Source organism: Sphaerochaeta sp. UBA5849, from assembly GCA_002432715.1.
Taxonomy (GTDB): domain Bacteria; phylum Spirochaetota; class Spirochaetia; order Sphaerochaetales; family Sphaerochaetaceae; genus Sphaerochaeta.
This window is the reverse complement of the sequence record DJGJ01000021.1, coordinates 1,761-25,780: the sequence shown is the minus strand read 5'-3', so window position 1 is coordinate 25,780 and position 24,020 is coordinate 1,761. Positions and strand designations below refer to the sequence as shown.

22 protein-coding genes are annotated in these 24,020 nt (G+C 49.9%); 16 read left to right on the top strand and 6 right to left on the bottom strand.

Annotated features, from left to right (window positions below):
* Positions 1-920, top strand: a 920-nt coding sequence (locus B3K89_RS03190; protein ID WP_345907057.1) for a dihydrodipicolinate synthase family protein, incomplete at its 5' end; no start/stop codon positions are given.
* Between the two features lie 152 nt (positions 921-1,072).
* On the top strand, positions 1,073-2,461 hold the full coding sequence (locus B3K89_RS03185) for an ATP-binding protein (RefSeq protein WP_293894347.1): 1,389 nt from the start codon (positions 1,073-1,075) through the stop codon (positions 2,459-2,461).
* Here the strand turns inward: B3K89_RS03185 and B3K89_RS03180 are convergent.
* On the bottom strand, positions 2,442-3,233 hold the full coding sequence (locus B3K89_RS03180; protein ID WP_293894345.1) for an IclR family transcriptional regulator: 792 nt from the start codon (positions 3,231-3,233) through the stop codon (positions 2,442-2,444). The two genes, B3K89_RS03185 and B3K89_RS03180, sit on opposite strands and share 20 nt — an antisense overlap.
* 307 nt (positions 3,234-3,540) lie before the next feature.
* On the opposite strand from B3K89_RS03180, the gene B3K89_RS03175 reads away from it, so the two are divergent.
* From B3K89_RS03175 to B3K89_RS03140, 8 genes are all read left to right on the top strand, one after another.
* On the top strand, positions 3,541-4,866 hold the full coding sequence (locus tag B3K89_RS03175) for an enolase C-terminal domain-like protein (RefSeq protein ID WP_293894343.1): 1,326 nt from the start codon (positions 3,541-3,543) through the stop codon (positions 4,864-4,866).
* 51 nt (positions 4,867-4,917) lie between these two features.
* Complete coding sequence (locus B3K89_RS03170; RefSeq protein ID WP_345907056.1) at positions 4,918-5,832, top strand: AEC family transporter; 915 nt, start codon at positions 4,918-4,920, stop codon at positions 5,830-5,832.
* Between the two features lie 425 nt (positions 5,833-6,257).
* Entirely contained in the window at positions 6,258-7,289 is a 1,032-nt protein-coding gene (locus B3K89_RS03165; RefSeq protein WP_293894339.1) for a hypothetical protein, read from the top strand.
* A gap of 70 nt (positions 7,290-7,359) precedes the next feature.
* Positions 7,360-7,815, top strand: a complete 456-nt coding sequence (locus B3K89_RS03160; RefSeq protein ID WP_293894337.1) for a tripartite tricarboxylate transporter TctB family protein — start codon at positions 7,360-7,362, stop codon at positions 7,813-7,815.
* Between the two features lie 11 nt (positions 7,816-7,826).
* The gene (locus B3K89_RS03155; RefSeq protein ID WP_293894336.1) at positions 7,827-9,257 is read left to right on the top strand and encodes a tripartite tricarboxylate transporter permease; all 1,431 of its coding nucleotides are present in this window, start codon (positions 7,827-7,829) and stop codon (positions 9,255-9,257) included.
* A complete protein-coding gene (gene garD, locus B3K89_RS03150) occupies positions 9,254-10,762 on the top strand; it encodes a galactarate dehydratase (RefSeq protein WP_345907055.1) in 1,509 nt (502 codons plus the stop codon). The genes B3K89_RS03155 and garD overlap by 4 nt, the downstream gene beginning before the upstream one ends.
* A 228-nt stretch (positions 10,763-10,990) precedes the next feature.
* Positions 10,991-11,131, top strand: coding sequence for a hypothetical protein (locus B3K89_RS03145; RefSeq protein ID WP_345907054.1), 141 nt, complete (start codon positions 10,991-10,993; stop codon positions 11,129-11,131).
* A gap of 200 nt (positions 11,132-11,331) precedes the next feature.
* On the top strand, positions 11,332-11,913 hold the full coding sequence (locus tag B3K89_RS03140; RefSeq protein ID WP_345907066.1) for an amidohydrolase family protein: 582 nt from the start codon (positions 11,332-11,334) through the stop codon (positions 11,911-11,913).
* 55 nt (positions 11,914-11,968) lie between these two features.
* On the opposite strand, the gene B3K89_RS03135 is transcribed toward B3K89_RS03140, so the two are convergent.
* On the bottom strand, positions 11,969-13,096 hold the full coding sequence (locus B3K89_RS03135) for a helix-turn-helix domain-containing protein (RefSeq protein WP_298504104.1): 1,128 nt from the start codon (positions 13,094-13,096) through the stop codon (positions 11,969-11,971).
* A gap of 272 nt (positions 13,097-13,368) precedes the next feature.
* On the opposite strand from B3K89_RS03135, the gene B3K89_RS03130 reads away from it, so the two are divergent.
* From B3K89_RS03130 to B3K89_RS03120, 3 genes are all read left to right on the top strand, one after another.
* Complete coding sequence (locus B3K89_RS03130; protein WP_345907053.1) at positions 13,369-14,706, top strand: ATP-binding protein; 1,338 nt, start codon at positions 13,369-13,371, stop codon at positions 14,704-14,706.
* A 115-nt stretch (positions 14,707-14,821) separates the two neighbouring features.
* Entirely contained in the window at positions 14,822-16,123 is a 1,302-nt protein-coding gene (locus B3K89_RS03125) for an RNA-binding domain-containing protein (protein ID WP_345907052.1), read from the top strand.
* Positions 16,124-16,165: 42 nt separating this feature from the next.
* Entirely contained in the window at positions 16,166-16,456 is a 291-nt protein-coding gene (locus tag B3K89_RS03120; protein WP_345907051.1) for a helix-turn-helix transcriptional regulator, read from the top strand.
* Here B3K89_RS03120 and B3K89_RS03115 read toward each other — a convergent pair.
* The gene (locus B3K89_RS03115) at positions 16,364-17,905 is read right to left on the bottom strand and encodes a DEAD/DEAH box helicase (protein WP_345907050.1); all 1,542 of its coding nucleotides are present in this window, start codon (positions 17,903-17,905) and stop codon (positions 16,364-16,366) included. The two genes, B3K89_RS03120 and B3K89_RS03115, sit on opposite strands and share 93 nt — an antisense overlap.
* A 133-nt stretch (positions 17,906-18,038) precedes the next feature.
* Between B3K89_RS03115 and B3K89_RS03110 the strand changes: the two genes are divergently transcribed.
* The 3 genes from B3K89_RS03110 to B3K89_RS03100 are packed head-to-tail and all read left to right on the top strand — an operon-like array spanning position 18,039 to position 21,272.
* The gene (locus B3K89_RS03110; RefSeq protein WP_298503574.1) at positions 18,039-18,803 is read left to right on the top strand and encodes a hypothetical protein; all 765 of its coding nucleotides are present in this window, start codon (positions 18,039-18,041) and stop codon (positions 18,801-18,803) included.
* Between the two features lie 11 nt (positions 18,804-18,814).
* On the top strand, positions 18,815-20,074 hold the full coding sequence (locus tag B3K89_RS03105; RefSeq protein WP_298503572.1) for a BREX system ATP-binding domain-containing protein: 1,260 nt from the start codon (positions 18,815-18,817) through the stop codon (positions 20,072-20,074).
* A complete protein-coding gene (locus B3K89_RS03100; protein ID WP_298503570.1) occupies positions 20,058-21,272 on the top strand; it encodes a BREX system ATP-binding domain-containing protein in 1,215 nt (404 codons plus the stop codon). The genes B3K89_RS03105 and B3K89_RS03100 overlap by 17 nt, the downstream gene beginning before the upstream one ends.
* 255 nt (positions 21,273-21,527) lie before the next feature.
* On the opposite strand, the gene B3K89_RS03095 is transcribed toward B3K89_RS03100, so the two are convergent.
* The 3 genes from B3K89_RS03095 to B3K89_RS03085 form a co-directional block, all read right to left on the bottom strand.
* Positions 21,528-21,956: an RloB family protein gene (locus B3K89_RS03095; protein WP_298503568.1), complete on the bottom strand. Its 429-nt coding sequence runs from the start codon at positions 21,954-21,956 to the stop codon at positions 21,528-21,530.
* Positions 21,949-23,229 carry an ATP-binding protein gene (locus B3K89_RS03090; RefSeq protein WP_345907049.1) on the bottom strand — a complete coding sequence of 427 codons (1,281 nt, stop codon included), beginning with the start codon at positions 23,227-23,229 and terminating at the stop codon, positions 21,949-21,951. Before B3K89_RS03090 ends, B3K89_RS03095 begins: the two co-directional genes overlap by 8 nt.
* 308 nt (positions 23,230-23,537) lie before the next feature.
* On the bottom strand, positions 23,538-24,020 hold a 483-nt coding region (locus B3K89_RS03085), incomplete at its 5' end, for a carbohydrate ABC transporter permease (protein WP_345907048.1).

Below are 24,020 nucleotides of genomic sequence, written 5' to 3'. Positions count from 1 at the left end.
ATCGGACAGTAGGCATGGACACATCATTCATCAAGGGGATCATCCCCCCGATCGTGACCCCGATCAAAGAGGACGAGACGCTGGACGAGGCGGCGCTTCGCAATCTCATCGACTTCATCATCGAGGGCGGGTGCTCGGGCATCCTGGCCTTCGGCTCCAACGGGGAGTTCTACATGATGGAGGAAGAGGAGATGGAGAGGGCGCTCGCCGTCATGCTGGACCAGGTGGACGGGCGCGTGCCCCTCTACATGGGGGTGGGGAACATCCGAACGAGCAAGTGCATCCGCATAGCGCAGATGGGCGCCTCGATGGGTGCGAAGGCTGTCTCGATCCTGCAGCCGATGTTCATCAAGCCCACCGACGAGGAGCTGAAGGGCCACATCAAGAGCATAGCCGCTTCGGTGCCCGATACGGCGGTGCTGCTGTACAACAACCCCGGGCGGTGCGGCTACGCGATGAGTCAGGACGTGGTGGAGGAGCTTGCCCACTCGATTCCCAACCTTGTGGGGATGAAGGACTCCAGCGGGGACCTGACGCAGACCATCGAGTTCATCAGGCGCAACGCCGACGTGGGCTTCCGTGTGATGTGCGGCAAGGACACGCTGATCTACTCAGGCCTGTGTGTGGGGGCCGTGGGGGCCGTGTGCTCGACGGCGAACTACCTTCCCAAGCTTGTCTGTTCCATCTACGACAAATACATGGCCGGAGACCTGAAGGGCTCGCTTGAGGCGCAGTGGCGCCTCAACCCGATCAGGCTTGCGACCGACATATCGAGCTTCCCGGTTGCGACCAAGGACCTGGCGAACCTGGTGGGCCTGCAGGTGGGAAGCCCGTACCTGCCCAACCTGAGCTCTCCGCCCAAGCAGATCGAGCACCTGAAGAAGCAGCTGGTCGACGGAGGCTTTGCGGTGGTAGGCTGAACATCTGAAGAAGTGTGGTAATACAAAGCAATCAAAGTCGAGGCTGTCCGAAAAAAAGGGCGGCCTCTTGCTTTGTATAACAGATGAAGTACAAAAACACGTTTTACTAAAATATGATTTACTAAAACGTAATTGAGTGATAGACTACATCCATGAATGAACAACTATTCATCGGAAGAGAAGAAGAGCTCGGCTATCTTGAAAAAGCGTATGCATCGCAGGATTTTGAATTCTGTGTCATGTATGGTAGGCGAAGAATCGGCAAAACGTCATTAGTGGTACGATTCTGTGAAGAAAAGCGTGCAGTGTATCACATGGCCCAAAAAGGAACAGAAACAATCGGCCTGGCAAAGTTGTCAGAGGCCATCAGTGATTCCCTGCTTCAGAAAGCCCAAGTGCAATTTGCCAGTTTCGAAAAGGCATTGGAGTATCTTGCCGAAATTTCTGAGCATGAGCGACTGATTTTTGTAATCGATGAGTTTCCCTATTTCTGTTCATCCATTCCGAATAGTATGAGTGTACTTCAATATGCAATCGACCACATGTTGAAGAAGACCAAACTCATGATTATTCTCACCGGCTCATCAGTCAGTTTTATGGAACAGGAAGTAATGGGATCGAAAAGCCCATTGTACGGTCGTCGAACAAGGACATTGAAACTCAACTCTTTCTCTCTTGCCGAAACAGCCTTGCTATGTGGCCGAAGTCCGATAGAGTCGGTTCTCGTGCAAGCGATGACCGGTGGCGTTCCCTTGTACGTACACTATTTTGCATCAAAAACGCCTTTGTGGGAGGCAATCAGGGAGATTTGGTTCGAGAAAACAGGTGCTTTGTACTACGAACCACAATTTTTGCTTTCCATGGAGACGCGAAATCCGGACCAATATGCACAAGTTTTAGCGCTTCTTGCTTCGGGAACCACGAAACCAAACCAGATGGCGGATAAACTCGGAGTCAGCTCGGCACATCTGGCTGCTCTCCTTGCAACACTTCAAACACTGGGTCTTGTTACCAAAGAACTGCCTTTCGGTGAGAAACAAATCAAGAAAGGGGTCTATCGGATTTCTGATTCCCTTTTTGCTTTTTATCTGCGTTTTGTGTATCCATATCTTGCTTTGTTGGAGCAAGGAAAACCAGAAGGTCCCTTACTTCTTTTGGAACAGCATATGGATCAATTTGTGGGGAGGCAGTTTGAGCAAATGTGCCATGCATATTTTCTCCAACACACGGATAGACCCATCATTGCAATCTCTCATTGGTGGGGATTCGACCAACACAATCAACAGAATGAGGAATTGGATTTGGTTGCCGAAGATGTACAGGGTGGGATGGTTTTTGCAGAATGCAAATGGAGAACAACCAAGGTTGGGCTGAGCGATTATGCCCGTCTGGTCCAGCGTAGTACTCTCTTACTGAAAGGAGAACAGGCCGAGTATTGGCTGTTCTCCAAATCAGGGTTTACCGATGAGCTGAAAGAAGCAAAGCTGGCCACCTTGGTTGGCGTAGAACAAATGGTGTCGATCACATCCCCGGCTGGGTAGTGTAGCCCATCACATAGGAGATCTTGGAGGCGGTGTCCTTCAATCTGGGGATGGCTGCCTCTATCTCCTCGACCGCCATATTGGAGGTGAGGGCGCTTACGCTGATGCCTGCAATGATTTTTCCGTCACGGCCGCGCACAGGGACTGCCGAGCAGTTGTCCCCATCGATGAACTCGTTGCGGTCACGGGCGGCTCCTTCCTTGCGGACTTTTGCAAGCTCTTCCTTCAATGCATTGGGGTCGGTGATTGTCTTCTCGGTATAGCGGTTCAACCCCTTGTCGTGGATGAGCTTGTCCAGCTCTTGTTCAGGCAGCTCACAGGTAAGGACCTTGCCGAGGGCGGTGCAGTGAAACGGAAGCTGCCGGCCGGGGGTGAAGTAGGTGCGGGGAGTGGATTGCGTATCGATGCGGTCGAGCATCAGCACCTCTCCATTGTAAAAGACGGCCATGTTCACGTTTGCCTTGGGAAACTGGTTCCACAGCAGTTCCAGGTACGGCATCGTCACCTTGCGGATCTCCTGCGACTGCAGGGCGCTTCTGCTGAGCTTCAGTGTTTTCAGGGAGATGGCATAGAGGCCTGTATACGGGTCCTTGGTCATATAGCCTGAGTTTTGCAGGCTTGCAAGCAAGCGGAATGCCATGTTGCTGTTGGTATCGAGGGCTGTGCACACATCCTGGATGGAGATGGGACCGCTCTGATCGGAGGCGTAGTCCAAGATTTGAAAACAACGGGCTACAGTCTTGATATTGTACTTGTCGGTATCAATGGGCATGATGGTTCCTCGATTTGCATTAGAAAGTATAGTTGATTTGTATAATGTTGTTATAGTATTGCACGAAAAAATTGGATAATCAAACCAATAATGCAGATTTACTTCGAGGGCATCGGTAAGAAATTGTATGGGCCTGCTCCAGCCTCTTTGTTTATGAGACTTTAAAGGTAAATTAGTCAAATAACATTATAAAATATTAATATGCTATTATAAAAAACTAACATTAAATTGACAATCATGGAAAACCGTTATAGCCTTGAAGGTGAACGTAGTCTGAACACCATGTTCCCGATCAGGAGGAGAACCCATGACACCGTATATCCAGAAGATGGAAGTCTATCCCGTAGCAGGCAAGGACAGCATGCTGCTGAACCTCAGCGGAGCCCATGCTCCCTTTTTTACCCGAAATATCGTCATTCTCACCGACAGCCAGGGAAACACCGGTGTTGGGGAGGTCCCCGGTGGACAGAAGATCACCCGTGCCCTGGAACAGGTCAAGCCTGTCGTCGAAGGTTCAAAGCTCAGCGCATACAAGCAGACACTGCTGAAAGTAAAGGCAGCCTTGGGAAACGACGAGAGCGACGTCCGTGGTCTGCAGACCTTCGATCTGAGGACCGGCATTCATGTCGTAACCGCGATTGAGGCTCCGCTGCTCGATCTGCTCGGCCAATACTTGGAGGTTCCCGTGGCTTCCCTGCTCGGGGACGGCATGGTGCGCGACCGCGTGAAGGTGCTTGGATACCTGTTTTTCATAGCCGACCGCAGGAAGACCGATCTGCCTTACTATGCAGATGAGAACAATACTGTCGATTGGTACCGCCTTCGCCATGAAGAGGCCTTGGACGCCGATGCTGTTGTAGAACTTGCCCGCTCCAGCCAACAGCTGTATGGCTTCAAGGATTTCAAGCTCAAGGGTGGAGTGCTGGTGGGGAGGCAGGAGATCGAGGTGATCAAGGCGTTGAAGAAGGCCTATCCCGAAGCCCGCATGACCCTCGACCCCAATGGTGGGTGGTCGCTTAAGGAAGCCATCTCGCTGTGCAAGGACATGCATGGCATTCTCACCTATTGCGAGGACCCCTGCGGCGCTGAGAAGGGCTATAGCGGGCGCGAGGTGCTCAGCGAGTTCCGCCGTGCCACCGGTCTTCCCACCGCCACCAACATGATCGCCACCGACTGGCGTGAATTCGGACACTCGCTTGAGCTCCAGAGTGTGGACATTCCCCTTGCCGACTGCCATTTCTGGACCATGAGCGGAGCGGTACGGGTCGGCCAGCTCTGTGATGAGTTCGGTCTGACGTGGGGGTCGCATTCCAACAACCATTTCGACATCTCCTTGGCTATGATCGCCCATGTCGGTGCTGCTGTCCCGGGCAATCCTACCGCCATCGACACCCACTGGATTTGGCAGGAGGGCATTGAACGGCTGACCGTCAATCCTCCCAAGATCGAGGACGGTCATATTGCGATTTCCGACAAGCCGGGCCTGGGCATCGAGGTGGACCGCGACCAGATCCTGAAGGCCAACAAGGTCTACGAACAGAACTGCCTCGGAGCCCGCGATGACTCGATCGGCATGCAGTATCTGATTCCCGGCTGGAAGTTCGACCCCAAGCGTCCTGCCTTGGTTCGCTGAGCATGAGCATGCAGGCAGAGCCTTGTGCTCTGTCTGAAAGGGGAGATGCAGATGGATTTTTCCAGTCTCTGGAATCTGCAGGGGCAACTGTTCGCCCTGCTGGCAATCGGTTTGGTATTGCGAAAGGTCGGTATCTTCAACGATACCGCCAAGACTTTGCTCACCGACCTGGTCCTTTATGTCACCCTTCCGTGCAGCATCGTTCTTTCCTTTCAGATAGATATCAATGCCGAGCTGCTTGCATCCATGTCCGTGATTTTTCTTATTTCGGTAGGAGTGCAGGTATTCTGCTATCTTTTGACCCGTATCACGTTTCGCAAGGTTGATCATGCCAAGCGCAGTGTTCTCCACTATGGCATTCTTGTTTCCAATGCAGGATTTTTGGGGCTTCCGATTGCAGGAGAGCTGTTTGGGGCGACCGGCCTGATGTACGCCTCCATCTACCTCATTCCCCAACGGGTGGTGATGTGGACGGCGGGCCTTGCTATTTTCAGCCCGGCTGCCGCCAATAAGAAGCAGGCGGCAATGAAGGTCATCCTGCATCCATGCATGGTTGCAGTCTATGTCGGTCTTGTTCTGATGGTCACCCGCCTTCCGATTCCCACCTTCGCCCGGATGACCCTTTCAAGTCTGGGTGGTTGCACCACGGCCCTATCCATGCTCCTTATCGGTTCGTTGTTCGGGGAGATGGAGAAGGAGCACCTTCGCATCGATACCCATCTTGTGCAGTTTTCCTTCCTTCGTTTGGTCTTTATTCCCTTGGTTTCCCTTGTAGCAGGACAGCTGCTGGGCATTGATAGGCTGCTCATCGGAGTGGGGGTTATTCTTGCTGCAATGCCCGGCGGTTCTTCTACAGTCATCCTGGCTTCCAAGTATGGAAGGGATACCACCTATGCTTCCAAGCTGGTGATCATAAGTACGATGCTCTCTTTGATTTCCATTCCTTTCTGGGGGATGATTCTGTAGAGTCCGGGTATTTGTTTTTACTTTGAAAAATCAAATGATGTTATATAAAATTTCATTGATTTTTTGAATATGTGTGTCCTTTGTACACTGTGTTTTTGTGCTTCCTTTCATGACTATGAAAGAAGGAATTACATAAAGTACTATAAATAAACAATTTATACATACTTTTAAATAATATGCATTTGCTATGAGATAAAACGAGAATTAGCGATATTCTTTCATCGATTAATTGAAAATTTAATGATTTCATTATAAAAAATCAAAAGGATTTTGAAAAGATGTATTTTTTCGTTGACAGATGCAAAAACCAAGCGTACGCTATCAATGGCGGGTTGGTGACAAAAACACCCGGTAGTTTGGATATGGACCTGCGTGCAGGTGTATGACATATCGCCGCTCTCCTTGGGGGCGGTCAANNATATCCCATGAAAAAATTGTTGGTTCTCTCTGTTTGTTTGATGCTTGCAGGAGGCATGATGTTTGCAGCCGGAACAACCGAAACTGCAGCTCCCACCTTCAAAGGCCAGAATGTCCGTGTTGTTATCGGATCAACCGCGACCAGCGGTGACTCGTATTTGATTGCCGAGACGGTGAGCCGCTACCTTGGCAAAGAGCTGGGTGCAAACCTGAAAGTCGATGCCGTCGGTGCTGCAAAGGCTCTCGACGCCATGCAGACTTCCAAAGCTGATGGTTCAACCATCATGATGTTCCACGACATGACCTACCTTGGCATCTCCTTTGGTGCCTATGATGAGATGTACAGCCTCGAGAACATGACCGTCGGTCCCCGCATCGCCCAGAACCCCGGTTCAGCCTGGGGCGCCAAGGCCGATGCTCCGTACAAGGATTTGGCAGACATTCCTGTGTACCTGCAGAAGAACCCCGGTGCAATTGTACGCATGGCTTGTGAGGCCGGCGGTGTTTCCCACATTGGTTTCATCGTATACTACCAGTGGGTTGTCGACACCTATGGCAAGGCCATTGCCGACCGCATCAAGGTCGTAATCGGCGGATCCACCGGTGACAAGCTGCAGATGCTCTGGGACGGCAATGCCGACGTCATTTTTGCCGACTATACCAGCCTGCTGCAGTACACCCAGACCACCGACAAGAAGCTTGCCATGAAGTTTGTTGGCCTTTTGGACAACATCGAAGGCGTGAATGCAACCAGCTATGCTGATCAGGGCATCACCCTTGACGGCAAGGAATTCCGCTTCTCCAAGGACTTCTTGATCTACCTGCCTAAGAATTTCCCCGCCGCTTTGATCGCCGAGCTCGATGCTGCCATGAAGCGCGTCAATGCTGATCCAGGCTTGATCGCCGACCTTGGCAAGATGACCTACCGCCCCGGTAAGTATCTCACTGCTGCCGAGAGCAAGGACTTCATCTATGCAAAGCGCGACAGCCTCCAGGGTTTGATCGACAGGGCTCCTTCCTTGGACGACCTGGTTCTGTAAATTTCTGATTGTTTGTATCAATATGACTGCAGACCCCTAGGTCTGCAGTCAGTCTGTAAGGAGAAATCCCATGCCGCGTATCAGTTATAAACCATCCACCTCCCACTGGCTTTTTCCACCCATCATCATGGGAATTTTGGTGTTCTTGATGGTCGTCATGCTCATTCAACGGGCAATCAGATGCAAGAAGCAGGGCAAGCCCTTCTTCAACTTCAAGAATTATCACTTTTTTGTGGCCAACTGGGACAAGATCAGGCTGCCGGGAACTTTGGTGCTTCTGCTGCTGTATATCCCTGCCATGAATGTAATGGGGTTCCTTCCCGCCTCGATACTCTTTATTTTCCTGTTCAATGTCCTGTTTGTAGGCATCGCCCAGCTTGCTTCGATTCCGGTGGCTTTCAAGACCAAGAAATTCTGGTCGAATCCAGACTTTAGATCGCTCTTGATCTCCCTGATCATCTCAGTCGTTTCCTCGACGTTGATCTGGTTTCTGTTCGGTACGGTCTTCAAGATTACCCTGCCCTAAGGAGTGAAGCAATGGAAGTGTTTACGTTTGGAATTAGCCAGCTTGTAATGTCGTTCATCGGAGTGGTGATCGGAATCATCTTCGGCGCCCTTCCGGGTATGACGGCGACCATGGCCATCGCCATTTTTCTCCCTCTTACCTATGCCTATGACCTGACGACCAGCTTGTTTCTCCTGCTGGGTCTCTATGTCGGAGGAATCTCGGGCGGGCTCATCCCTGCCATCCTGATCAACATCCCCGGCACCCCGTCATCCATCTGTACCGGCTTTGACGGATTCCCGATGGCAAAACGAGGCGAGGGACTGAGGGCACTGAGAATCGGCATTACCGCCAGCCTCATCGGCGGACTTATCAGCCTGGTTTGTCTGTGGTTCTTCACCCCTCCGCTTGCGAGGGTTGCGATCAACTTCTCGGCTATTGAGAAGTTCTTGATCATCCTGTTCGCTCTTACCATTATTGCCGCCTTGAGCAAGGGTGCGATGATCAAGGGGATTTTTGCAGGATTTTTGGGCGTCCTTGTCGCCTTGATCGGCCAGTTCGCCGACAACAACAAGATGCGTATGGTCCCCGATCTGTTCAAAGTCGACCTTCGCATGGGTTTCCAGCTGTTGCCGGTGCTTATCGGTCTCTTTGCCTTGGTCCAGATTTTCCAGGAAGCTGAGACAGGCATGAAGGAGGAACATCAGAAGATGGACCTCAACCACGAGACCCGTGGTTTCTCATTCAAGGATTTCAAGGGGCAGGGCTTCAACCTGCTTCGCTCGGGCTTGATCGGAACGTTTGTCGGTGTGCTTCCCGGTGTCGGTGGTTCGGCTGCTTCGCTTCTTTCGTACTCACAGGCAAAAAGCATGAGCAAGCACCCTGAAAAGTTTGGAACAGGACTTATCGATGGGTTAATTGCCAGCGAAGGTGCAAACAACGGTCTTACCGGCGGTGCCCTGATACCTTTACTCTCTTTGGGCATTCCCGGTGACAGTACGACCGCTGTGCTCATCGGCGCTTTCATGCTCCAGGGCATCCAGGTAGGCCCGCTGTTCATTATGAACAATCCGGAAATCTGGAGGGCAATCCTGATCGCCTTGGGGCTTGCGAACATCCTGATGTTTGTGGTTATGTTCTACCCGATCAAGCACATTGTAAAGGTCATCAACTTCCCCAAGACCAGGATCTACCCCGTGATCATCCTGCTCTGTACGGTCGGCAGCTATACCACGCAGAACGGCAATATGTTCGATGTCTGGGCCATGGTGTTCTTCGGTTTGGTCGGCGATGACCTTGAGAAGTACTTCGTCGACTCCATCAAGGGTGCAGGGGGAAACCTTGGAACCTTCTTCAGCCGTCCGATCGGCAATGTAATCTGGCTACTTATCCTGTTCTCCTTGGTCTATGTATTCTACGATGAGTACAAGACCAAGAAGAAGGCAAAGAAGGAGGAGGCATGAAGGCACGCCTGATCCAGATCGATCCAGCCGACAATGTAGCCATCCTCACCGAAGCTGCAAGCAAAGGTGAGGTCGTAACCGGGCTTGTCTTGCTTTCCGACATTCCCCAGGGTCACAAGGTGGCCCTGATGGACTTGCACAAAGGTGATGCCGTTCTTCGGTACGGTGTGGTGCTTGGCTATCTGCTAGAGGATGTAAAGCAGGGTATGTGGATAAACGAGCATATGCTTGAGCTCCCCGAACAACCTTCCTTGAGTGAACTGCAGTTCTCCCAACCCGATGAAGTTCGGCTTCCCCAGCCCAAACGCACCACCTTTGAGGGGTATGAGAACCCCGATGGTCCGTTTGCTGGAACGCGCAATATTCTTGCCATTACCACTACGGTCCAGTGTGTCAGCGGGGTGGTCGATCAGTTGGTCAAGCGCATTAAGGGTGAGCTCCTTCCCAAGTACCCGAATGTCGATTCGGTGGTCGCAATCAACCATGCCTACGGCTGTGGGGTGGCTATCAACGCCCCCGATGCCGTCATTCCCATTCGTTCGATCAGGAACACCATCAAGAATCCAAACTTCGGCGGCCAGGTCATGGTAGTCGGGCTCGGGTGTGAGAAGCTCACCGTCGACAAGCTGCTGGACGAGGGGGAAATCACCAAAGACAATGTAATCATGCTGCAGGATCATCCAGGCTTCGCGGCTATGATGGAGGCTCTGATGCAGATGGCAAAGTCGAAGCTCAAGAAGCTGAATGAACGTACAAGAACGACGCTTCCTATTGCCAAGCTCTGCATCGGTATGCAGTGCGGGGGCAGTGATGCCTTCAGCGGTATTACCGCCAATCCTGCGGCAGGCTATGCCAGCGACCTTTTGGTAGGTGGCGGTGCTACGGTGATGTTCAGCGAGGTGACCGAGGTGCGCGACGGCGTGCATCTGCTTGCAAAGCGCTGTACGACGAAACAAGCCGTCGACAAGTTGGTTGCCGAGATCGGCTGGTACGACCAGTACCTTGCCAAGGGTGGTGTCGACCGCAGTGCAAATCCGACTCCGGGCAACAAGAAAGGCGGCCTTTCGAATATCGTCGAGAAGGCGATGGGATCGATTGTGAAGAGCGGCAAGGCTCCTATCGTCGAGGTGATCGGGGCTGGAGAGCTGCCTACCAAACAGGGCCTCATCTTTGCAGCGACTCCTGCCAGTGACATTGTCTGCGGACCTTCCCAGCTTGCCAGCGGTATCACGTTGCAGGTGTTTATGACCGGCCGTGGAACTCCGTATGGTTTGGCCGAGGTTCCGGTGATCAAGGTGTGCTCGCGCAACGTCATGAAAGAGATGTGGCAGGACCTCATCGACCTCGATGCAGGCAGTATAGCAACCGGAGAGGCAACGGTGCAGCAGGTGGGTGAACAGCTGTTCAATCTCATTCTCGATGTGGCAAGCGGCCAAAAGCCGTATGCCGAGCAGTTCGGCTTGAACAACTTCCTGTGCTACTTCAATCCGGCTCCGATTACATAAGAAGCAGGAATGCTGCATGTTTCAGCAACGGGGACACTTTTGAGGAGGTGTCCCTTCTGTTTTTTCATCTGTTCAATAATTGAACAGGCAGGAGTACTTTTTCTTGCACGATTTATACATTTCTTACCGCTTGTTCATACTTTCTTCATCTATTCGTTGTTAACTATAGCCAAGAAACCAAGGGAGCAGGGCAATGCCACAAGCGATACCTTGGAAGAAAGAGATAGGTTGCCAGACAACCTGCCTGCGGCACAGCAGGGTGGCAAGGAGATTCGATCCCTTGTCCTGTTGGAAGGCCGCAAGGCAAGAATCGGAACCACCTTCAAGAAGCCGACTGAGAAGTCGGTCTTTCTGTGTGCTCTGCGATGAACGAAATTGATATATTCCTGCAACAAACGTATATAGTCCGACTCTTTTTCCGATGATAGGATTGCATCTAGTACAGCATGTAGATACAGAAATATCTATTTTATGCTGCACTAATTCCTTCAAAGGATTCTTATTAGATGCAACTCTTTACCAACGGAAATCTAATTTTAGAAGATACAGTCATACAGAATGGGTATTTGGTGGAAGACAAAGGTGTTATTCAAGCCTTCGGCTCCCAACCAGTTCCTGAAATCTGGGTAAAGCAAGCAACCTCCATCATTGATTGCCACTCTCTGTACCTTTCCCCGGGGTTCGTGGACATCCACACCCACGGCTCGGGAGGATTTGACTACATGGACGGGACGGTCGAGGCCTTCGAGCAGGCAGCAAAAGCCCACCTGCGCTTTGGAGCTACGACCATCCTTCCCACCACCCTGGCATCCACGGACAAGCACCTCTATCAGACACTTGATGTGTTCAAGCAGGCAAGCAAGCTCACCGATGGCATGCCGCACCTGCCGGGCCTGCACCTGGAGGGGCCGTATTTCAGCCCCTTTGAGAAGGGAGCGATGGAGGAGAGGCACCTGCGCCTGCCCGATGAGCGGCACTACACGCCGGTGGTCGAGTACGCCGAGGGTCTGATCCGCCGCTGGTCGCTGGCCCCCGAGCTCGCGGGTTCGCTGGAAATGGCCGACCGGCTGGTGCCGATGGGCATCCATCTTTCGGCTGCGCACACTGCTGCTACTTATGAGGATATCAGGTACTGCAATCTCGTACGGTAGGGCAAAAAATTCGTTCAGCAGATTACCCTCTTCCAAGTCTATGAAGATGTTGGTGTCACTGACTAACAAGCGCGACATCACTATCTCTCATATAACGACTACGATGAAACTCCATAACAGACTGGCCAAGCAACTCTGCTGCCTTTGCCTCACCAATGATGTTCTCCCCTAATGCTCGATACACAAGATGCTTGAAACAGGATGTCGACTCAAGCGGATAGGGTTCCCCTGGTTCCTGTTTCCTCCACCCATTGGAGGAGAACATAATACAGAGATTCTTGTAGGTAGATTCGGAGATGATTGAAGTGTCAAAGGCACGTCGTATGCACGCTTGCATGCTGATCCCATACCGATGCTTGATAAGGTACAACTCACCGATTTCCAATGCCTGTCGTTTAGTCCCAAGGAAAGCGTGAATCGTTGGCAATGGTAAGAGAAAAGCCTGGGCAAAACGATGACAACACGATTCCAGATCCAATTCAGGCGGAAGCGACGATGCGAATGCAAAATGGGCAAGTTCATGAGCCAAGGTGAAGCGTTGGCGAGTGCCGTCACCTTGGTGCTGACACACAAGAATGGGTGTTCCTTCAATGGATGCTTGAAGCCCATCACAAGCACCCTGGGTTTGAATATGTGTCATTATCACCAAAAATCCATGTTCTTCCAACAAAGAAGTAAGATTCGGGATTTCCTTGATTCCCAAATTCCATGTTGCACGAAGGTTCATCGCATATGTTTGGATATCGTCAAGACTCTTAATCGTGGCGGGTGGCAGAACCGCAGGAGAAATGGGGAAGTGCGGCCAGAGTTGTTTCAGCTCGAACCAGCGTTCAGCTTGTTCAAGTACATCCGCTTCAATCTGCTGAAGAACTTTCTGAGGAAGCGATGACTTTTTCCGATACTGTATGTTCTGTAATGCAATCTGCGTTGGACGGAAGAAATACTCGCTCTTGAGACCTAAGGAAGCAGCCAGTTTAATGAGAGTGGCTGAAGAAGGCATGCTTTCACCATGCTCGTATTTCTTGATCATATTGGCACTTATTCCAACCTTCGTTGCAAGTTTTTGCATCGAGAAGCCAGATGAGATACGTGCTCGTTTCAAGCGATCAGCAAACATGATGTGGTTCTCCTTTGTAGTATCCGGTTTATAAAGTATACGATAAATGAAGAATTTATAAACCATGTATGTGTATGCTCAATCGTATTCTCACGCCTCTATTGTCTTTGCCTTTAGGTCTCCTATGCTTCATAACACTATGTTCAAAACATGAACAAGCTTTCTAGTGGTGAAATTCTGCACTAGTAAAAGTATTATATATGGACATAATAAAATACATATCACAAAATACCTGCATAAAGTGTGATGAAACTCACAAAATCTGCAGGAAATATGTGATTGGTTTTGACCGCTTTGCGATTTCGTTCTATACTTAATCAGAAGAGAGGAAAGGAAGAATGGAAAGAAATGCAATGCAGGATTTGGTAACTTGGAAAGAGTCACCGTACCGAAAACCACTGCTTCTCCAAGGTATTCGCCAAGTAGGAAAAACTTGGCTGCTCAAGGAATTTGGTAGGAGATACTATGAGCGGGTTGCCCTTTTCAACTTTGATGAACATCCAGAATATCGACAATTCTTTTCATCGACCAAGGATATAACAAGGATTTTGAGTAATCTCCAGTTTGCCATCGGCTTTCCAATTACAGAAGGCTCGACGCTCATAGTGTTTGACGAAATCCAGGATGCTCCTGAAGTATTGAACTCGTTGAAATATTTCCATGAAAATGGAAAGGGGTATCATGTTGCCTGTGCCGGGTCGTTGCTGGGGGTGGCTTTGGCAAAACCCACTTCCTTTCCGGTCGGCCAGGTTGATTTTTTACGAATCCTGCCTCTTACGTTTAGGGAAATGCTGGTTGCAGAGGATGAGAAGAATTTGATTGCATATCTGGATGCGAAAGTTGATTTGGACCCAATTCCCGATGCTTTCTTCAATCCTTTGGTTGAGAACTTAAAGAAATATTTTCTGATTGGTGGGATGCCTGAAGCCATGGCCCGATGGGTGAACGAGAAACATAGTGGACAGATAGACGGTATCTTATGGTCGATCATCCAAGCCTACGAACGGGATTTTGCAAAACATCCCGAGCCTAGGGAGTATCCGAAACTGATGCATATTTGGCGTTCCCTTCCTTCACAACTAGCAAGAGAAAACAAGAAATTCTTGTACCAACTCGTGAAACAAGGAGCGAGAGCAAGAGAGTATGAGGATGCACTTCACTGGTTGGTTTCTGCTGAAGTTGTTACCAAGGTGTCTCGCTGTACCAAGCCTGCTTTGCCTTTGTCGGCATATGAGGATTTGTCTGCTTTTAAAGTGTATGCAGCCGATGTTGCTTTACTGAGGAGACTGGCTCAACTGGATATCTCATCCTTCCTCCATCCTACGCAATTGTTTACCGAGTTCAAGGGAGCATTTGTAGAGAATTATATTCTGCAAGCATTGACTGCAGCGTTTCCTGTCCCTTTGCGGTACTGGACCAGTAGTGACAACCGATATGAGGTTGACTTCCTTCTCCAACATAAGAATCATATCATCCCTATCGAAGTAAAGGCAGACACCAATATCTCCAGTCCTTCGTTGAAAGCCATCAAACGCCTGCATGACGATGATTTTAGTTTGAGAATCCGCTATTCCTTGCAGAATCTCAAACTTGATGGTGATGTACTTAATATCCCTCTTTTCATGGCTGATTGGACGGAGCATCTGATAAGTTTGGCCCTGCAGCACATTAGGTGAGAAGCAATCCGAGCCCGCTTCTTCCTTAGGATATAACCGGATTACCTTATCGGACCAATTTTGGTCCGATAATAGCATAATCGGCCCATTCTGTCGTATGCTAAGGAGAAACGAGGTGATTGAAGTGCCAGAAAGCAGCGATTGCGAGTATAAGGAGGTATACACACCCTCTTGTTTGAAAACAGTATCGGCCTTTGCCAACTATCTTGATGGCAGAATTATCTTCGGCATCAAGGATGACAGTACCGTCCTTGGTGTTGAGAACGTACAGCAGTTGATGCTACAGGTCGAGCATGCCATCAATGACGAAATCTCTCCACGCCCGTCGTATACCCTTTCCACGTGCACACGAGAAGGCCGCCAATTGGTTGTTCTCTCAGTTTGCAAAGGACTGAATCCACCGTATTATTATCAGAATCGTGCCTACATGCGCTCTGATACCTCTACTGCACCTGTAGATGCCGCACAATTAAGACAGTTGGTTCTCCAAGGTTGTGCACTCGCATACGAAGAGCTGCCGGCAAGCAAACAGGATCTGAGCTTCAAACAATTAGAGGCAGAGTTTCAGAAGGTTCTCGGCATCGAAGCCCTGAACAATGATCTTCTTAAAACCCTGGGACTGGTCAATCGGCAAGGGTATACCTATGCTGGTCAGCTTCTCAGTGATAGTCCCGGGCCTTATCACGCTTCACTGGACATTGCCAGGTTTGGAGAGAGTTCTTCCATATTTCTGCATCGGGAGAGTCTGGAGGATTGCTCGGTATTGTATCAATATCATCGTGTTCTTGAACTCTTGGATGCATGGTATGCTCAGTATGAGCAAGTCAGTGGCTTCTACCGGGAGAATCGTATCCAGATTCCCCGAGAAGCTTGCCGGGAGGCATTGGTGAATGCTCTTGTGCATCGGGATTACAGTCTGAGAGTTGGTATCAGGGTGGCTGCTTATCCCGACCGGCTCGAGATAACTTCGCCGGGAAGTCTGCCGTCAGGCCTTTCTCTTGCTGAATATCTTAGCGGCCGAATTTCAGTTCCGAGAAATGCAATATTGGCCCAAGTATTCCTTAGGCTTTCAATCATGGAACGCTTTGCCACCGGAGTACGAAGAATTCAGGAGTCCTATAGGGACTTTCTGCAAAAACCATCCTTTCTGGTTACTGAGAACACCGTAACAGTCGTACTTCCAAAGGTGAGCTATACAGAGGTTCATGAGCGAAAGGTCTATGTATCCGATAGGAAGGCTGTACACCAACGCGTACTTTCTCTGTTTTTTACAACAGAGACGATCACCCGATCCGATGTCGAGCACCAGCTTGGTATCAGCGCCACCAGTGCCAAGAGAGTTCTTGCCGGGATGGTACAGTCGTATTTGGTGAAAAAGGAAGGCGTTGGTCCGGCAACACGGTATAGGAGGATGTAAAAACACCCCTATAGGGTATGCTGATGTAGCATAGGAGGATGTATGCAGTACCCTATCCAGACACCGGTCCAATTAGGCTCTTGCCTCAGGACACGCAGGGAGGCTTTGGGCTTGACGCAGAAACAAGCCGCTTTGAGAATCGGTCTGCTTCCCAAAACCATCTCTGCGTTGGAAAACGATCCTCTTGCAAGGCAAGGAGGATGCTCCTGTAGGGAATATGCGGGAATGAGGAATCAAATCCTACGATTTCTCCCTCAAGAGGGCGAGTGTCCTCATGCAGCTGTAATAGCGCTTCTTCACAGGGCTGGTCTCTTGGTTCTTCCATGCCTGTAGTACAGCAGGATCCTCGTACCAGTCGTTTCTCACTCTTCCCTGGTCAAGCAATGCCTGAAGGCCGGGTATGGGTTTCTTGCTTTTTTGGACTGCCTCAGTGAGCGTATCGGCAAGCTCATCATACACGGGATGGATGAAATGGTCGGTGTAGGAGAGATAGCCCTCCTGCACCATTTCAATGCCCTCCTCAAGCAGATTGGCATCCTCTACCGTATCGGCCAGCGAAAGGTAGAACAGGCTTGCCTTATGCTTGCCCTCCTGCCGCCTGAGCACCCTTCCCATACGCTGGACCCGCTGTCGTTGTTCGCTCGTGGAGGAGAGGATGATGCCCACATCGGCGGCGGGAATGTCCAGACCCTCGTCGAGGGCTTTGCAGGAGACAAGGATTCTGGCTTCCCCGCTGCGATACTGTTCAAGAGCCAGTGTTCGTTCGACATCCCCCATCTCGCTGTGATAGTGCACCACTTCTTTGGGATATCGGCGCTTGAGCCTCTCATACAACTCCTCGCTTTGCGATATTCGCTCGCCGAAGATGATGATCTTGCTTGTATGGTCCAAAAGACTGATGAGATCGAAGACGCAATCGAGGCGTTGTGGTGCCAGGTTGATTATCGCCCGACGCTGATGATAGAGGGAAACCAAAAGCCTTGCCAGATCTGCAATCGTTTCATTTTTGCTGGTACATAGGTCCTCGATGGCATAGAAGAATGCAAGGCCTTTAAGTTTTTTCAGGTCGGGAACAAGGTTTCTCAATCGGTGCGATGTTGAGCTGATTCTTGCTGTCAGCTCGGCGTAGAGAAACTTCTGCTCTTCTGTCATGGAAAGCTCAATATTATGTATGACCGCTTGGTTGATCACCCCTTGCTGCATCGCCTCATTGAAGCCATACGTATAGAAAAGAGGACCAAGAGCCGGAACCAGACGGGTTTCAAATCCATTGACTTGCGGTGTGGCCGACAACCCCAGGGCGTGATAGTGTTTCTTGTCCGCTTCAGGCAGCTTGTCGAGGAAGGAGAATATCTTGTGGTTCTCTTCACTTGCATAGTGGTGGCATTCATCGGCGATGAGCAGAACCGGTTCATGTTGCTGCAGTTTCTGCTGCAAGATGTTTGCAAGGGTGTACCGAGCTGAGTTGACCACATAAATCATAACCGGTTTGTTATGGGCCTGATGGTGGTTGCCATGGACCCAGCCGATATCGTCCCGGGTAAGACCCAGGTCCTTCTGATGGGAGAGAATGCTCGCCTTCCACTGCCCGACGAGGAAGGTCTTGGGAACGATGACGACGATATGCAGCTTTTTGTTCAGCTGTTGTTGCAATTCCTTGGCGGCATAAAGGGCAAGGATGGTTTTACCGGCTCCGGTGACTACTTGCACGATTCCGCGGCCTTGGTTTCCCAGCCAGGATTCAATGCACGCGCCCTGCCAAGCGTAGAGTGAGAAGGACATCGCTTAGGTACTCTCCTTCTGTCACCCTACCATAGCAGCCTTGCTATGGCAATGTATTGTTTTTTTCCTTTTAGGATTGAACAGCTTCTGTTCATACTCTATGATTTTACCAATATACAGTGAAGGAGATGCCATGGATTACGATACCTTGTATGGAGAATATCAGGATTTTGAGAAGGCCTTGAAAGATAAGCTCAAAAGTGTAGCCAAGTTGCAAAAGTCTATTGCCAAGCAGATGGAGAGTGGTGATGTCTTCCGCTCCCTTTCCGATACCACCCAGCTCAGTCAGCTAAGCAAGGATGTCGAGTCCCTTGTTTCCGACATGCATGCGTTGCTTGACGGTTTTGATGCCAAAGAGTACCTCCAAAGCGGTCTCTTTACCGAGCAGTTGCTTGCTGAATGTGCAAAGAAGGGTGTTGATGTCATTGGTTCATTCCCTCTCTTTGAGATGTTTCCCTACACGGTACGCATCGATGTAGAGAACCAAGAGGTCTATGTCGACCGCAAGAAGGTCTCATGTCTGAGGCCTTCCTCCTTGGTCGGTTTGATCAAGGCCGGACAGGAAAAGCTGTACAAAGCCAGTTTCAATGCGGCTCAGTTCGCCAATGAGTTGGCTGCGGCTTACGACCTTGCTCTCCTGAATTTGAACAAGCCCGCCGGGTCGGACCTCTATCTGACCACGCTGTACAAGTATTTGGTGCCGATGAGCCGATTCCGCAAGGACTACGACCAGCAAAGCTATGCTTTCGATATCGCCCGCTTGTTCGACAACGAGCTGGTGGAGGTCAAGGGCGGGAGAAGCTATCAGTTCGGCCCGAGCCGCAACAGCAATAAGACGCTTCGCATTCTCGACCGTAGTGGTGCAGAGCATTTTTTGGCTACGATCAGATTTTTTTAGTGAGGTAGCAGATGGAGACAGAGACACGAATCAGCGCAACCATTGCCCAGCTATCGCAAGGCGAGGTTCCCGATAGTGAGGAGTTGCTCGGCCAGCTTACGGTTGGGGTCCAATTCCTCACCGACTTTTGGCGGGAGAAGTACCTGCAACAGTTCATTCTGCAAGGCGGCAGCAAGATTAAGTTCTTGACCGGCGGCAAGGGCAGCGGCAAGACCCACTGCCTGCACTTGTTTCAATCTGTTGCCAAACAGGAGGGATATTTAACGGTTTCCCTCTCTGCGCGGGCGCTCTGGCTCCATGACTTTCGTGAGTTCTACTTGGAGGTGCTCAAGCAAGCTGATGTAATGAGCCTGCTTGAGCGCTGCAGTGATCGGATTGTTGAGGCGATGGGATTTTCGGCCAAGGATATTGAACCCGGTTCTACATTCTTGGATCGGTTGGCAATTGAAGGCTTGGCCGACGGTCTTACCAGGCGCGAGATTCGCAACCAGCTGAAGCAGATGTTTCTGGACAACCGCCGGATGGACAACAACTTCAGCCTTGCGTGCAGTCTGCTCTGCGGTTCCTTGCTTGGCCACCCTGCTCTTGAGCAGGCAAACAAGGACCTGGTCCTCGGGTGGTTGCACGGGGATAAGAAGATCCGCATGACCAGCCTCAGGCCCTTGGGAATGGCTCCAAGCAGGATCACCAAGTACAATGCACGCAACCTGTTGCGCTCGCTTGCGGAACTGGTGCACCTTGCCGGGTACAACGGCCTGGTTGTCACCGTCGATGATTTGGATGTCATGGTGGACAATTCGGGTATGAATCCCTTTCACTATACGAAGATGAAGCGTGAGGATACCTATGAGAGCATCCGCCAGCTCATAGACGACATCGACACGTTCAATCACTTCTTTGTGGTGTTCGGGTTCGGCCGAGAGCTCATCGATAATGAGAATGCCGGCCTGAAGGCTTATCAGGCGCTGTGGATGCGCATCCAGAACGAGGTGGTATCCGATAGGATCAACAAGTTCACCGACATCATTGATCTCGATGCGGTGGCCATGCAGGTATACACACCGGATATGCTGGTTGAGATGAGCCAAAAACTGGCCTCGTTCGTTCAACATATCAATGTAGAGACTCAGCCCATTGATGAGCAGACCGCCCGGAACTTGATCAAGCAGGCAAAGCTGGGAGGGGTTTCCATTCCGCGTTTGGTGAATCAGGCGACATTGGGGTTGCTCAAGGATGATGCAGAGGAGGGACAGTATGAGCTGGGGGTATGAAGAAAGACATATGATCGAGGCCCTGCGCTCGGGGATTCCTTCAAAGGCGATAGGGCATCACTTCTGTGAGGCGCGCGCCGACTTATTGAGCAACATCATCGAGAAGCTCGACAAGGTGTGCGAAGAGGGCTTAAGCGATGCCATGATTTTCAGCGGCAAGTATGGCGAGGGCAAGACCCACCTGCTCAATACTGTCTATACGCTTGCCCATGCACGAAACATGGTGGTTTCGGTGGTGTCCCTGAGCAAGGAGACTCCGCTGGACAAGCCGTATCTGGTTTATCCAAAGCTGATCAGCAATACGTATCTGCCCGGACATCTGCAGCCGGGGTTCACCCAGGAGCTGGACAAGCTTACTCCCAATGTTCCGCTAACCAACGATCTGTTGCTCTATGCAGCCACGCAGCTTGAGACCGATAGGCTCTACTACCTCTTGCGCTCCTATGTGCATACCGACGACCAGGAGGAGCAGTTCCTTCTGCGTACCGATATGGAAGGGGACTTTGTTCCCAATCCCATGATCAAGAAGATGTATCGCAGGATTTTCAATGAAAAGGTGTCGTTCAATCAGAACTTCGTGAAGTCACGGCATACCAAGGACTACATCGCCTTTGTCAGCCATCTGTTCCGGCAGCTGGGCTACCGGGGCTGGGTGGTGCTCTTCGATGAGTCCGAGTTGATCGGTCGCTTGAGCAAGAAGGCCCGTGCCAAGGCCTACCAGACGATTGCGTCCTTCCTGTTCCCTCCCAAGCAGCTGGAGGCGACGTTCAGCCTGTTTGCATTCAGCTCCTCCTATATCGAGGATGTGATCGAGGGCAAGGGGGAGTACCAGAATCTTGAGGAGTTGTTCCCCGAAGACCAGATGCCGATGAAGGCGGTTCTCGATGCGATTGTGAATGCTCCCCAGCTCAAGCCGCTGACACCCCGGGAAATCCAGCAGATTCTAGAGAAGATCGTGGACTTCCACGGCAAGGCGTATGACTGGAAGCCCGATGTCGATTTGAAGGCGATGCTCGCCCAAGTCGATCGCAGCGGCTATCTTTTGCGTTCCAAGATCCGAACCGCCATCGAGTACCTCGACCAGCTCTATCTCTACCACTCGGTAGGCAATAGTACGGTCAGGGCGTTGGAGGAGGAGAAATACGAAGAGGATGCGACTGATAGCACTCCCACTTTCGAGGAGTTGTTCGAGGAGTAGATAGAAAGGCCCTCCGAGAGGAGGGCCTGATACGCTTGAAGTAATCCTTTGCTTCTTTTCTATTGGGAGACTTTTCCTTTGAGCTCTTTCACGAGTATGTGAACTGTTGTACATGGGCACATCTTGGAAGGAAGGGTGATGCACTGGTTTTTGTATTCTGCATATTTTGTCTCAGCGATTGAAATCGCGGTATTCTCATTACCGAATTTGCAGAGTTTCTCATAGATTGAACGGTCTGCTTTTTCATATGTTTGGTCAACGATATGCTTGTATTTCTTGGAAAAACCGGCACAACAAGAAACAGATTCCTGGTGGGTGGGCATGGAACCAAATCTCAATGCAGGGATTTGACCATCCAACATGAATCCCTTGTTGTTGAGCCGCAGTGATAATTGCATCAAAATTTGGGACTTGATCGCGATCGAAAATAATCCAAGGCTCACCAAATTGCGGGTGCAACGACGCCATCTCAAGAGCTTTCTCGACAAGATCAACAGTTCTTGCTTTCCATACTTTGATTACTAGCTTCCCTTGGATGTGAGCCGGAAAAGAGTCTCTAAGGCCAAGTATATAATTTTGTTCGGTCTCCTTCGTATCCGTAACGATAAAATAGTATCCCAACTCAGGGACACGTCTTTTCATACGTTGCTCTCGAGTTTTCTGTCTTCCTGTTCTGTCAGTCACCCAGAGTCTCCTTGAACATGTCAAATGCTTTCATCGTAGGAATTGCTCCATACTTTCCAAGTAGATAATTCTTTTCATAATTCTCATCCTTGCGAATTTTTGAGCCATCCTCATCGACAAAATCGACTAATGAATACAGAGAAGAAATTCCTGATTCGCTTTTCTCAACAAACCACACTTCATCCCGTCGGAGAATATTGCTGCTGAGTTGAAAGGCATCATGTGTGGTAAAAATTAATTGAGCATGATTCGCATTTGTCTCAGAATCCAGGAACAATATAATTATCGTTCGTACAAGCAACGGATGAAGCCGGGCATCCAGTTCATCAATACACAAGACACCACCACTTTCTAAAACCTCTTGTAATAGTGGGTAGATTGCAAACATTTTTAGAGTCCCTGCCGATTCAAGTTTTAACGGAATAGCCGCTGTTTGATTTGAATCAGTCATTGCATGAACCGCATCGATATGCACCTTGGAAACCTTGTTGTCGTCATTTGTCTCAACTGTTTCGATGTTGAAACCAATGATGGAAGGATCGAAAGCAGAAAAATATTGAAGTACTTTTTTCTGAACGGCTTCTTGTTCGATGAATCCATTCGGAAGTTGCGTAGATAAGAAATAGTTCTCAATTGGATGTCCGAAATTTGCAAACTCATTACCGAGAAACCAATCTCGTATAAATTTCAGCTTTGCAATTTTCAGCTTCGCGCCTAGAGAAACTACCAGCGTTTCTTTCTCCAGTGCAATTTTCAGGTTCTCTTGACTTTTCGGTGCAATGCCCGACATATCGAGCGTTTCACCCTTCCGAGAGAAAATCATTGTATAGTTACCACGCGAAGATTTGGACTTATAGTTCAGCCACTCCTCTTGTATCCCGCTTTGATCAACAGTAAACCCATATTGGTAGGTCTTCGACCCAAGGTCCTCGGAAGTAATGAAATACACTTCGAAAGAAGATTCTGCATCCTTGGTTGAATTATCAAATAGGAATGGGGTTGGCTTGAGAAACTCTGATTTATTTTTTCTACCACCCTCATCACCTCCAAAACTGAAAGAACTGACTACATACGTAGCCATGTAGCGAAACGCTTCATGTATGTTGGATTTTCCACTTGCATTCGCACCATAAATTGAAGCAACAGGAAGCACTTTTTCATTACCTATAGGTATTACGTGACCGCTTAACTCAGTGATTTTTGTTGCCGTCATATCCAACGTTGCATCATCGCGAAAGGACTTGAAGTTCTTGAAATTGAATTGTAAAAGCATTGTTCCTCTCCTTTTAGCTCCAAATATATGCTAAATTTGATAAAAGTAAACAACTAAATGAGAAAAATCCTCAATTAGATGTATATTTTACAATAGCTATCCAGAAATTACTCATAGAACTGTTCTCTATCTCGTCTAGAGTCTGCTGGATGTCTGTATAAACCAACAAATATTCTTGTTGGCCGATCGTAGTACAGAGAGAGAAATAATTGCTTGAACACAGAGAGTAAAAAAGCAGGCCGGCCTCGTCTGAAGCCGACCTGCAAAGGGGTAATGAAGAAGAATTTGGAAGTAGAGCCTACCCCGTATCAACCCTTGACGCCTCCGAGCATGAGGCCTGAGACAAAGTGTCTCTGGACGAACGGGTAGATGATCAGAACCGGAAGCAAGCCCAGTACCATGACTGCCATCTTCAGGTTGTTGTAGACATACTGACCACCGCCGAGCGACTCGTCGGACTCGAACATCAGCGAGCGCAAGACCACCTGCAGGGTGTACTTGCGGCTGTCATTGATGAACATGATAACCTCGAAATACCTATTCCAATAACTTACAAAGTAAAACAACGTGACTGCGGCAATGATGGAGACTGAGAGGGGTAGGACGATCTTAAGCAGAATCGTCACATCGTTGCAGCCGTCCAAGGTTGCGCTCTCAATCAGCGAGACCGGGATGCTGGTCATATAGTTCTTGATGATGATCAGGTTGAATGTCGAGACCGCCACCGGAAATATGATCGCACGCATGCTGTTGATGAGTCCAAGTGAGCTAAGACCTACCTTCCGATCAAG